The organism is uncultured Sphingomonas sp., from assembly GCF_964243315.1.
Lineage (GTDB): Bacteria > Pseudomonadota > Alphaproteobacteria > Sphingomonadales > Sphingomonadaceae > Sphingomonas.
This window is the reverse complement of the sequence record NZ_CAXTEM010000017.1, coordinates 40,102-52,316: the sequence shown is the minus strand read 5'-3', so window position 1 is coordinate 52,316 and position 12,215 is coordinate 40,102. Positions and strand designations below refer to the sequence as shown.

Sequence of the window (12,215 nt, the reverse complement as noted above, 5' to 3'; positions counted from 1 at the left end):
ATCCGCCAGAAAGGATGACCGGGACGATCTTGGTATTGCGCATGCTTCCTCCGCTTGGCCTTGCCTCTAGCGGCTCGAGCGGGTCGGCGAAACGCCCGAGTTCGCCCCGTAATGAAGCGTTCAATGTTTCTTCGGCTTTTGCTGCGAAATGGTCCGTCGGGTTCCTTTACAACCCGTTGATGGAGCGCACCCACGGCATGATCCGCCTGTTCAAGCATTACGTGCCGCACGCGGTGTTGCTGCTTGGCCTCGTCGACGGCATGCTGCTGATGGCCGCTGCCGAGATTGGCTGGGTATTCCGCGCCAGCCAGATCGGCATGGCGGTGCGGCCGATCTACACGCGCATCCCACAGTTGCTGTCGTTCGCGGCATCGCTCCAGATCGCGCTGGTCGCCGTCGGTGCCTATGGCGTCGGATCGTTCCTGTCGCTGCGGTTCGCCGCGGCGCGCCTTGTCGTGGCGATCTCGCTCGGCGTGGTCCTGTTGTCGCTGATCTTCTTCTTCGTGCCGTCGCTGACGTTCTGGCGATCAAACCTGTTCTATTCGATGCTCATCGCGACGGTTTTCCTTGTCGTGATCCGCGCGCTGCTCGGCCGCGTGCTCGGCGGCGAGATGTTCAAGCGCCGGGTGCTCGTGCTGGGTGCCGGCGTGCGCGCCGAACGCATCCGCGAATTGTCGCAGCAGCCCGGGATCAACTTCGTCGCTGCAGGTTTCGTCGCGATGTCGGCCGGCGTGCCCGTCGTGCCCGGCGCGGTGCCGCGCGACGCTATCTCCAATCTCGCCGCACACATCGTCGATCTCGGCGCCAGCGAAGTGGTGTTGGCGCTGGAGGAGAGGCGGAACGCGCTGCCGTTGACCGATCTGCTCCGGGTCAAGACCACCGGCGTGACCGTCAGCGAGATCTCGACGTTCCTGGAACGCCAGACCGGGCGGATTGACCTCAACAGCGTCAATCCATCCTGGCTGATCTTCTCCGACGGATTTTCATCGGGGCTGATGCTGTCGGCGATGTTCAAGCGCGCGTTCGACATCGTCGCCAGCCTGCTGCTGCTGCTGCTGACGCTGCCGTTGATCGTCGCCACCGCGATCGCCATCAAGATGGAATCGAAAGGGCCTGCCTTCTACCGCCAGCGTCGCGTCGGGCTCTATAATGAGAGCTTCGACATCTTGAAGCTGCGGTCGATGCGGCAGGATGCGGAAGTCGCCGGCAAGGCGGTGTGGGCGGAGCGTGACGATCCGCGGATCACGCGAATCGGTCGCTTCATCAGGAAGGTGCGGATCGATGAACTGCCGCAGACCTGGACCGTGCTGAAGGGTGAGATGAGCTTCGTTGGCCCGCGCCCCGAACGTCCGCAATTTGTCGACGAACTCGAACAGCATCTGCCCTATTATGCCGAGCGGCACATGGTGAAGCCCGGGATCACCGGCTGGGCGCAGATCAACTATCCCTATGGCGCGTCGATCGACGATGCTCGAAACAAGCTGGAATACGATCTCTACTACGCCAAGAACTACTCGCCTTTTCTCGACATGCTGATCCTGTTGCAGACGCTCAGGGTCGTGCTGTGGCCGGCGGGGGCCCGGTGATCGCGACGCTGACCGTCTGGGGCCACGCCCTGGCGGCGCTGCTGTTCGGGCTGCTTGCGGTCGGGCAGTTGCGCAATCCGCAACGTGGCTGGCCGCAGAAGACCTTCGTGATCGCTCTCACCGCCTCCGCCTTGTGGGCGCTGGCGGTCGCGGGGATCGATGCGCACGATGTGGCGACACGGGTGAGCGCCAGCATCCGCAACATCGCCTGGCTCGCCTTCATGCTCGCGCTGGTCCGCCGCGCCGATCGGCCTGCGCGTGCCGGGGAGGGGTCGGTGTTCGCGGTGTATGTGATGGCGATCCTGCTTGCGATCGGCGCGGCGGGCGTGGCCGTTATCGAGACCAGACCGCTCGACAACGCGACGGTGAGCGCGCTGACCGAAACCAGGCTCGGGCTAAGGATGATGGGCGCGGTGGCCGCACTGCTGCTGGTCCGTCACCTTCACGGCATCGCCGGCCCTGCCGCACGAGGCTGGATCCGGCCGACCGTCGTCGCACTCGCCGCGATGTGGACGCTCGATGCGGGGGTGTTCGCGTCGAGCTATGCGGGCGGAACGTGGCTCGCCCCGCTGATCGCCTGTCGTGGCTTCGGGATGGCGGGCGTCGCGCTGGTGTTCGCGCTCGCCGCGCATCGCGGCGGCGACTGGTCGCTCACCGTGTCGCGCACCGTCGCGCTGCGGTCACTCTCCGTCATCGGCGTGGCGCTCTACGCATTGCTGACGCTGCTGCTGATCAGCATCGCGGACCGGCTGGGCGGCTCCTATGGCCGTATTCTCCAGGCCGCCGCGGTGTTCGGCACGACCGCAATGCTCCTGACCTTGGTCTCGACGCCTTGGCTGCGGGCGTGGACCAAGGTGAAGGTCGCCAAGCATCTCTTCCGTCACCGCTATGATTACCGCGCCGAGTGGCAGCGCTTCACCGAAACACTCGGAACGCCTGGCGGGGACGCGGCGCCGCTGGCCGAGCGGATCGTGAAGGCGGTCGCCGACCTCACCGATTCGCCTGCCGGGCTGCTGCTCGTCGCTGCGGGTGGTGCGCTGGAGGCAGGCGCAGCGTGGCGATGGGAAGGACGCCCGCCGACGGATCGCGACGATCGGCTCGCCCGCCATCTCGCCGCTACCGCCCGGATCGTCGAACTCGATGCGGTCCGGATGGCCACCGATGGCCAGGAGGCCGCGATAGTGCCCGACTGGATCCGCGAGCGCGCGGACGCCTGGGCGATCGTGCCGCTGTTGCACGGCACCAGCCTGGTCGGTGCGATCCTGCTCGCCCGACCGCCGGTCGACCGGGCGCTCGACTGGGAGGATCTCGACTTGTTACGCGTCGCCGGGCGCCAGGCCGCGAGCTATCTCGCCGAGGACCGGGCGCACGCCAAGCTCGCCGATGCGGCACGGTTCGACGAGTTCAACCGCCGCTTTGCCTTCATCCTCCACGACATCAAGAACCTCGTCAGTGGCCTGACCCTCGTTGCGCGCAATGCCGAGAAGCATGCGGACAACCCCGAATTCCGTTCCGATATGGTCGCCACCTTGCAGGATTCGGCGACGCGCATGAATGCGCTGCTCGCGCGGCTGTCGCAGCATCACCAGCCGGTCGCCGAAACGGTCCAGCCCGTCGATGTCGCCGCGCTCGCAATGCGGGCGGCGGTGGGACGCCAGGTGCAACTGGCGGTCGAGATCCAAGGATCGGGTGTCGCGCTCGCCCAGCCGGGGCGGCTCGAGCAGGTGCTCGGCCATTTGATCCAGAACGCGGTGGAGGCGAGCGCGGGCGATGCGACGGTGATCGTCGAGATCGCGGCCGCGGGCGGGCAGATTTCGATCGAGATCGTCGACCGGGGCTGCGGCATGAGCCCCGCGTTCGTTCGCGACCAATTGTTTCGCCCCTTCGCGTCGTCGAAGCCCGGCGGCTTCGGGATCGGGGCGTACGAGGCGCGTCAACTGGTCGAGGCGATGGGCGCCACGATCGCGGTGGAAAGCCGCGAGGGCGAGGGCACCCGCTTCCGCCTGATGTTGCCCGCCGCCGCCGCCTTGGAGAGCGCCGCATGACTGCCAGACCCGTGTTGCTGATCGTCGAGGACGACGCCGCGCTGCAACGCCAGTTGCGCTGGGCCTATGAAGGCTATGAGATCGTCACCGCCGCAACTCGCGGGGAGGCGATCGAGGCGATCCGCGCGCACGAACCCGCGGTGGTCACCCTCGATCTAGGTTTGCCGCCCGATCCCGACGGTGTCAGTGAAGGCTTCGCGACGCTTGCCGAGATCCTCAGCCTCAAGTCCGACACCAAGGTGATCGTCGCGTCGGGCCATGGCGCGCGTGAGTCCGCACTGAAGGCGATCGCCGACGGCGCCTGGGATTTCTACGCCAAGCCGATCGACATCGACGCGCTCGGGCTGATCGTCGCGCGGGCGTTCCACGTCCATGCGCTCGAAAGCGAAAACCGGCGGCTGGCGTCCCGCGCCAGCGAGACCGGGCTCGCCGGGCTAATCTCCGCCTCCGCCGAGATGGCGAAAGTGGTGCGCACGATCGAACGCGTGGCGCCTGCCGACGTGTCGGTGATGCTGCTCGGCGCGAGCGGAACTGGCAAGGAAGTGCTCGCGCGCGGCCTGCACGACCTCTCGCGCCGATCGCGCGGTACGTTCGTCGCGATCAACTGCGCCGCGATCCCGGACACCCTGCTTGAAAGCGAGTTGTTCGGGCACGAGAAGGGCGCCTTCACCGGCGCGGTGAAGACCACGCCCGGCAAGATCGAGCAGGCGCAGGGCGGCACGCTGTTCCTAGACGAGATCGGCGATGTGCCGTTGCCCTTGCAGGTCAAGCTCCTGCGCTTCCTTCAGGAACGCGTGATCGAGCGGATCGGCGGGCGAGCGCCGATCGCGGTCGACACCCGGATCGTCTGCGCGACCCATCAGGACATCGACGCGATGGTCGCCGAGGCGCGATTCCGCGAAGACCTTTACTATCGCCTCGCAGAGATCGTGGTGCCGATCCCGTCGCTCGCCGAACGGCCCGGCGACGCCGGGCTGCTCGCGCGCCATTTCGTCACGCGTTACGCCAGGTCGATGAACGTCGCGGTGACCGGGCTCGCCCCCGATGCGCGCGCCGCGATCGATGCATGGCCGTGGCCGGGCAATGTCCGCGAGCTCGAAAATCGCATCAAGCGCGCGGTGATCATGGCGGACGGCAAGCTGATCACCGCCGCCGATCTCGACCTGGAAGGCAAGGCCGCCGAGCCGGTGCCGCTCAACCTGCGCCACGTCCGCGAACTGGCGGACCGGCGCGCGATCCGGCAGGCGCTGTCGCGCGCCGATGGCAACATATCCGGCGCGTCGCGGCTGCTCGGGATTAGCCGGCCGACGCTGTACGATCTGCTCAAGTCTTACGATCTCCATGCCTGATGACGGAGCCGCGCGCGCTCGCTAGGGCGGCGCGATGGATCCACTGGAGCGTATCGCCGCCGCGCTGGAGCGGTTGTCGCCACCCCCGCCCGCGCCGGCAGCCCCGGACGCACACCGGGGCTATCTCTGGCGCGACGACGCGCTGCGCGTCGCCGATCGATTCGCGCCGCTGCCGCTGGACCTGCTGATCGGCGTCGATCGCCAGAAGGCGACGCTGATGGACAACCTCGCCCGGTTCGCGCGCGGTGCGGCGGCGCAGGACGTGCTGCTCTGGGGTGCACGCGGCACCGGCAAGTCGGCATTGGTCAAGAGCGCGGTCGCGGCGGTACAGGCCGATACCCACGCGCTCGCGCTGATCGAGGTGGCGACGATCGAAAGCCTGCCGCGACTGTTCGCTCTGCTGGCGCCGGTGCCGCGATCGTTCGCGCTGTTCATCGACGATCTCGGCTTCGACATGCCCGCCGATGCACGCCGGTTGCGGTCGTTGCTGGAGGGCGGCGCGGAGGCGCGACCCGGCAACGTCCGGCTGCTGGTGACCGCCAATCGCCGGCATCTGGTGCCGCGCGACATCGCCGAACAGCAGAGCGCGATCAATCCGCGTGACTCAACTGACGATCATCTCGCGCTCGCGGATCGCTTCGGGATCAGCCTCGGATTCCATGCGCTCGATCAGGACGCCTATCTGGCGATCGTCGCGGGCTATGCCGCGCGGCACGGACTGAGCTTCGAGCCCGGGGCGGCGATCGAATGGGCGACGCGGCGGGGCAGCCGGTCGGGTCGGATCGCGTGGCATTACGTGGTCGATCTCGCGGGGCGCGCCGGACGGTCGCTGGAAGGGTAAACGAATACGGGTGTGCTCCTGCGAACGCAGGAGCCCAGGGCCAACAGCGTTCGCCCTTGTAACTCTGGGTTCCTGCGTTCGCAGGAACACGGTTGGTATGCAGTCCCGGCTCACACGCCCGATAGACCAGACCGATCCCGCACGTCTAAGAGGCACCGGATCAAGCCGAGGAACCACGCCATGACCGGAACCTTCATCGCGGGCGATTGGGGCACGACGCGGCTCCGCCTCGCGCTCTGCCGAGACGGCGAGGTTATCGATCGCGCCGAAGGCTTGGGCGTGGCGCAGACACAGGACCCCGCCGCCGCCTTCGCCGCCGCCACCGCCGGCTGGGGCGAACACGGCAAGGTCCCCGCCATCCTGTGCGGCATGGTCGGTTCGACGCTGGGCTGGGTCGAGACGCCGTACCTCGATTGCCCGGTCGACGTCGATCGCCTTGCCGCCGCGCTCGTCCGCTTCGACAGCGACGGCCGGCAGATCGCGATCGCGCCGGGGCTGGCATGCGAGAACATGCTGGGCGCGCCCGACGTGATGCGCGGGGAGGAGACCCAGATCCTCGGTGCGGTCGCGCTGTCGCCCGATCGCGATGTCGGGCGCCACCTGTTCTGCCTGCCGGGGACCCACAACAAATGGGCGCTTGTCGACGCGGGGCGGGTCGAGCGTTTCCACACCACGCTGACCGGGGAATTGTTCGCCTGCCTGCGCGATCACAGCGTGCTCGGCCGCGATACCGCGGGAACGACGCCCGGAGTCGACGACGCGTTCGCGCTCGGCCTCGATCGTGCCTTCGATCCGCGACGCCCGGCCTTGGGGCATCTGCTGTTCGAGGCGCGGAGCCGGCGCCTGCGCGACGGCATGGCGGCGGATCAGGCGCTGTCGTTCCTGTCGGGGCTCACGATCGGCGCCGATGTCGCCGGGATGCTCGATCTGCTGCCCGCGCCGGGGCCCGTGATCGTGGTCGGTGCGCCGGTGCTCTGCAAAGGCTATGCCGCAGCACTGGCGCATGCCGGCGTCGACGCCATATCGGTCGACGGCGATGCCGCCGCGCTCGCGGGGATCGGCGCGCTCGCTGCCGCTGCCGGCCTGTTGGGAGAATGACGTGACCGATCTCGAAACGCTGCTTGCCGATCTGCCGCTGGTCGCGATCCTGCGCGGGGTGAAGCCCGACGAGGTGGTCGCGATCGCCGATGCGCTGATCGATGCCGGGATTCGGCTGATCGAAGTGCCGCTCAATTCGCCCGACCCCTTCGACAGCATCGCACGCCTCGCCAAGGCCTGCGACGGGCGGGCGCTGATCGGCGCCGGCACGGTGCTGTCGCCCGCGGCGGTCGATCAGGTCGCCGAGGCGGGCGGCACGTTGATCGTGACGCCGAACACCGATCCTGCGGTGATCGCGCACGCTGTGGCGCGCGGCATGGTGGTGCTGCCGGGTTTCGCGACCGCGAGCGAGGCGTTCCAGGCGGTTGCGGCGGGTGCGCGCCATCTGAAACTCTTCCCCGCCGCCACCTATGGCCCCGATCACCTAAAGGCGCTGTCGGCGGTGCTGCCCGCGGGCACTAAGCTGCTCGCGGTCGGCGGGGTCGGCGCGTCCGATCTCGCGCTCTGGCGGGCGGCGGGAGCGGCCGGCTTCGGTATCGGCGGCGAGCTCTACAAGCCCGGTTTCTCCGCCGACGACGTCGCCACCCGGGCCCGCGAGATCGTCGCGGCCTATCGGGCGGCGTCATAGGCGTCGACCCGAGTCCCGTTGCGCGATCGGTCGGGCCGGTGCGGCACGTGCAAGCCAGACGGCTTCCGTGTGCGAGCAATGCCGCGACGTTCCCTTTTGTCGCGGCGAGGGTTATCGCGGCTGAAACCGGCACCTCAAGGCCGGACGATAATGTGCATGGAGAACAGGATGTCGCCCGATTTGGATTTCGCGCTCGGCGAAACCGCCGACATGATCCGCGAAACGACACATCGCTTCTCCCGCGATCGCATCGCGCCGCTCGCCACCCGGATCGACGCCGACGACTGGTTTCCGCGTGAGCTGTGGCCCGAAATGGGCGCGCTCGGCCTGCACGGCGTCACCGTGCCCGAGGAATATGGCGGCCTCGGCCTCGGCTATCTCGATCATGTCGTCGCAATCGAGGAGGTCAGCCGCGCGTCGGCGTCGGTCGGCCTCAGCTACGGCGCGCATTCCAATCTGTGCGTCAACCAGATCGCGCGCTGGGCCAGCCCGGAGCAGAAGGCGAAATACCTGCCCAAGCTGATCTCGGGCGAGCATGTCGGCAGCCTCGCCATGTCCGAAGCGGGCGCGGGCTCCGACGTGGTGTCGATGAAGCTGCGCGCCGATGCATCAGGTGACGGCTATGTGCTCAACGGCACCAAGTTCTGGATCACCAACGCCGCCTATGCCGACACGCTGGTGGTCTATGCGAAGACCGGCGAGGGCAGCCGCGGTATCACCGCCTTCCTGATCGAGAAGAACATGCCGGGGTTCTCGATCGGGCAGAAGATCGACAAGATGGGCATGCGCGGCAGCCCGACAGCGGAACTGGTGTTCGACGACTGCCATGTCTCCGACGCGCAGGTGATGGGGCCGGTCAATGGCGGCGTCGGGGTGCTGATGAGCGGGCTCGATTACGAGCGCGCGGTGCTCGCGGGCATCCAGCTCGGCATCATGCAGGCCTGCCTCGACGTGGTCCTGCCCTATATCCGCGAGCGCAAGCAGTTCGAGCAGCCGATCGGCGGGTTCCAGCTGATGCAGGCGAAGGTCGCGGACATGTACGTCGCGCTCAATTCCGCCCGCGCCTATGTCTATGCGGTCGCGCGGAGCTGCGATGCGGGCAAGACCACGCGGTTCGACGCCGCGGGCGCGATCCTGCTGGCGAGCGAGAGCGCGGTGAAGGTTTCGCTGGAGGCGATCCAGGCGCTGGGCGGCGCGGGTTATACGAAGGATTGGCCGGTCGAACGCTTCATGCGCGACGCCAAGCTGCTCGACATCGGCGCGGGGACGAACGAGATCCGCCGGATGCTAATTGGCCGCGAGTTGATCGGCGCCGCGCCGACGGTGGCACAGTGAGCGCCGCGCTATTCCTCCCCGGTACGGGGAGGGGAACCGTTCGCGGAGCGGATGGTGGAGGGGGTTCTCCGCGAACGCAGCGTGTGGGGAGAGCCCCCTCCGTCACGGCTTTGCCGTGCCACCTCCCCGTGTCGGGGAGGAATGGATGACCGTCCTCACCACCGCGCTCGCGATCGACGGCGACACGTTCCGTGCCAACGCCGCGCACAATCGCGCGCTCGCCGAGCGGCTCCGCGCCGACGTCGCGCGCTTCGCGCTCGGCGGTAACGAGAAGTCGCGCACGCGGCACACCGACCGTGGCAAGCTGCTGCCCCGCGACCGGGTGGAGCGGCTGCTCGATCCGGGGAGCGGATTCCTTGAGATCGGGCAACTCGCAGCCAACGGGCTGTACGACGACGAGGTGCCAGGCGCGGGCATGATCGCCGGGGTCGGCCGGGTATCCGGGCGCCAGGTGATGATCGTCTGCAACGATGCGACGGTGAAGGGCGGCACCTATTACCCGCTCACCGTCAAGAAGCACCTGCGCGCGCAGGAGATCGCGATGGAGAACCGGCTCCCGTGCATCTACCTGGTGGACAGCGGCGGCGCCAACCTGCCGCACCAGGCGGAGGTGTTCCCCGACCGCGATCATTTCGGCCGGATCTTCTTCAACCAGGCGCAGATGAGCAGCCTCGGCATCCCCCAGATCGCGTGCGTGATGGGCAGCTGCACCGCGGGCGGCGCCTATGTTCCCGCGATGTCCGACGAGACGATCATCGTCCGCGGTCAGGGCACGATCTTCCTCGCCGGCCCGCCGCTGGTGAAGGCGGCGACGGGGGAGGTGATATCGGCCGAGGAATTGGGCGGGGCGGACACGCATGGCCGGCGTTCGGGAGTGGTCGATCATGTCGCCGAGAATGACGATCACGCCCTGACGATCGTCCGCGACATCGTCGCGACGCTGCAGCCGCAGCACGCGCCCGACGTCAATCTCCAGCCGGTACGGGCGCCGAAATACGCGGCGGCGGAGCTGTACGGCATCGTCCCCGACGACGTGCGCGCACCGTACGACGTGCACGAGGTGATCGCGCGAATTGTCGACGGATCCGATCTCCACGAGTTCAAGGCGCTCTACGGCACCTCGCTGGTGTGCGGCTTCGCGCACATCCACGGCATGCCGGTCGCGATCCTCGCCAACAACGGCGTGCTATTCAGCGAAAGCGCGCAGAAGGGCGCGCATTTCATCGAACTCGCCTGCCAGCGGCGGATTCCGTTGCTGTTCCTTCAGAACATCTCGGGCTTCATGGTCGGTGGTCGTTACGAGGCGGAGGGGATCGCCAAGCACGGCGCCAAGCTCGTCACCGCGGTCGCGACCGCGAGCGTGCCGAAGCTGACGGTACTGATCGGCGGCAGCTTCGGCGCGGGCAATTACGGGATGTGCGGCCGCGCCTATTCGCCGCGCTTCCTGTTCAGCTGGCCCAACAGCCGGATCAGCGTGATGGGCGGCGAACAGGCCGCCAGCGTGCTCGCGACCGTACACCGCGATGCGGAATCGTGGAGCGCCGAGGAAGCCGAAGCCTTCAAGGCGCCGATCCGCGCCAAGTACGAGGACGAGGGCAATCCCTGGCATGCCACCGCGCGGCTGTGGGACGACGGCATCATCGACCCCGCGCAAACCCGCGACGTGCTCGGCCTCGCCCTTGCTGCTGCGCTGAATGCGCCTATTCCGGAGCGACCGAGCTTCGGCGTGTTCCGGATGTAAGCGTCAGAATCGGAAGGCCGACTCCACGCCGATATAGTTGGTGTTGCCGAAGCCCGCCCTTGTCAGGACCGGTCCCGCGCGCAGATGCTCCGCCCAGATCGCACCGGTCAGGTGCTTGCCGATCTCCCATCGCAGGTCGGCTCGCAGCAAGGTGCCGACGTCCTTGCCGCGGACCCGCTGGGTGCCGGCATAGGGGCTGCCAGCATTGTTATAGACCGCGTCGAATTCGTTGCTGCGCCGAAGCCATTCGACTTCGGTGGTCAACGACAACCCCTTGGCGGGCGTGATCCGGAAGTTCGGCGCGAAGGTCTTCAGATTGGTCGGGCCGAAGAACACGCCCCAGCTGAAATAGGGCGCCGGCGCGTAGAAATAGTTGAAGTTGCGCAGCGGTCCGGTGCCGTACGCACCGCCCCCGGAGGTGACGTCGACATGCAGCCCGACGCGCGGGTGCAGCGCGCCCTTGTCGAGCAGATAGCCGAGATTGGCGAACACCGCCTTCGCGTCGATATCGCGCCCGGCGAAGCTGCCGCCCTGGCCCAGCGCGGTGATGTCGATCGAGCCGTCGCCGATCGTGCCCCAGACCCGCGCGCCGTAGAAGGCACGCCGCTCGCGTCCCACGGTCGGGCCCCAGCGCTGGGCGGTCTTGTGATAGCGGAACACGAACGGATCGAAGAACAGCCTGGCCGCGCCGATCGGCGGGATGACGAAGCTGGTGGTGGCGCCGTCGATCCCTTCGTCGCGGTTGGTAGGATCGTCGAGCGCGCGCAGGCCGAGCGTCACGGTGTCGAAGCTGAACAATGTCGCACGCGCGGTGGCGCCGTTGATCGACAGGCGGACGCCGTCGAGCACGCTGTAGATGTTGGGGGCGGGGCGGAGGTTGATCAGGATCGGCGGCCCATCCATGAACTCCTGCCGGCCGACCCGCGCGCCGAGCAGCGTTTCGCCCACTGTCCCGTTCGCTTCCGCGAACAGCTGTTGCACGAACACGTCGTTGCGCTGGTTGGGGGTGATCGCGAGCGGGTTGGCGCCGAACACCTGGGCGCTGTTGACCTCGCCGAACACGCGCAGGTGGCGGCCGAGATGCACGTCGGCGCCGATTACGGTGCGGACCAGGAACTGGTCCTGATCGCGGCCACGGCGCAGGCCGGGGCCGGTGACATAGTTCAGTCGCACCCGGTTCTCGCCGCTGAGCGTCGCGTAGATCGCGCCATCGTCCGCGATCGGGATGTACTTCACCGGATCAAACAGGTCGCGCGGCGCTGCGTCGGGGCGATCGCGCAGCCCCGACCAGTCCTCGGCCCAACGCGACTGGAAATAGCGGCCGACGCGCGGGCCGAGCCCTGCCGCCGGCGCGGGATAGCGCGTCGCGATCGCGGGGACTGGTGGCACCGCGGGCGCGGCCGTCGGCGCGACGACGCGGTTCTGCGTCAGCATCGCCTGAGCATCGCCATCGCTAGGCAATGGCGCCGATACGGGCGCAGCGGGCGCAGGCGCGGTCTGGGCGGTTGCGGATTGGCCGCACGAAATCGACGCGGCCACCAGTGCTGCCGCTACGAGGTAGATCTGCATAGGTGCTGTCCGTAACTTGGGCG

Annotated in this window: 9 protein-coding genes; 8 read left to right on the top strand and 1 reads right to left on the bottom strand. The window is 67.9% G+C overall.

Translation table 11 applies throughout. The features are described 5' to 3' along the window. Positions 1 to 197: 197 nt before the first annotated feature. The 8 genes from ACFE77_RS07615 to ACFE77_RS07580 all read left to right on the top strand — a co-directional run bounded on the left by ACFE77_RS07615 (position 198) and on the right by ACFE77_RS07580 (position 10,623). Positions 198 to 1,586 carry a TIGR03013 family XrtA/PEP-CTERM system glycosyltransferase gene (locus ACFE77_RS07615; RefSeq protein ID WP_375421030.1) on the top strand — a complete coding sequence of 463 codons (1,389 nt, stop codon included), beginning with the start codon at positions 198 to 200 and terminating at the stop codon, positions 1,584 to 1,586. After that, entirely contained in the window at positions 1,565 to 3,631 is a 2,067-nt protein-coding gene (prsK, locus tag ACFE77_RS07610; protein ID WP_375421029.1) for an XrtA/PEP-CTERM system histidine kinase PrsK, read from the top strand. Before ACFE77_RS07615 ends, prsK begins: the two co-directional genes overlap by 22 nt. After that, positions 3,628 to 4,980: a PEP-CTERM-box response regulator transcription factor gene (gene prsR / locus ACFE77_RS07605; protein WP_375421028.1), complete on the top strand. Its 1,353-nt coding sequence runs from the start codon at positions 3,628 to 3,630 to the stop codon at positions 4,978 to 4,980. The genes prsK and prsR overlap by 4 nt, the downstream gene beginning before the upstream one ends. Positions 4,981 to 5,014: 34 nt before the next feature. Further along, a complete protein-coding gene (locus ACFE77_RS07600; RefSeq protein WP_375421027.1) occupies positions 5,015 to 5,821 on the top strand; it encodes an ATP-binding protein in 807 nt (268 codons plus the stop codon). Positions 5,822 to 6,001: 180 nt separating this feature from the next. Beyond that, positions 6,002 to 6,919, top strand: a complete 918-nt coding sequence (locus ACFE77_RS07595; RefSeq protein ID WP_375421026.1) for a 2-dehydro-3-deoxygalactonokinase — start codon at positions 6,002 to 6,004, stop codon at positions 6,917 to 6,919. A 1-nt stretch (position 6,920) separates the two neighbouring features. Further along, positions 6,921 to 7,547: a 2-dehydro-3-deoxy-6-phosphogalactonate aldolase gene (locus ACFE77_RS07590; RefSeq protein WP_375421025.1), complete on the top strand. Its 627-nt coding sequence runs from the start codon at positions 6,921 to 6,923 to the stop codon at positions 7,545 to 7,547. A gap of 168 nt (positions 7,548 to 7,715) precedes the next feature. Then, positions 7,716 to 8,882 carry an isovaleryl-CoA dehydrogenase gene (locus tag ACFE77_RS07585; RefSeq protein ID WP_375421024.1) on the top strand — a complete coding sequence of 389 codons (1,167 nt, stop codon included), beginning with the start codon at positions 7,716 to 7,718 and terminating at the stop codon, positions 8,880 to 8,882. Between the two features lie 145 nt (positions 8,883 to 9,027). Then, on the top strand, positions 9,028 to 10,623 hold the full coding sequence (locus ACFE77_RS07580) for a carboxyl transferase domain-containing protein (protein ID WP_375421023.1): 1,596 nt from the start codon (positions 9,028 to 9,030) through the stop codon (positions 10,621 to 10,623). Between the two features lie 3 nt (positions 10,624 to 10,626). On the opposite strand, the gene ACFE77_RS07575 is transcribed toward ACFE77_RS07580, so the two are convergent. After that, a complete protein-coding gene (locus ACFE77_RS07575) occupies positions 10,627 to 12,192 on the bottom strand; it encodes an alginate export family protein (protein WP_375421022.1) in 1,566 nt (521 codons plus the stop codon). Between the last annotated feature and the right edge of the window lie 23 nt (positions 12,193 to 12,215).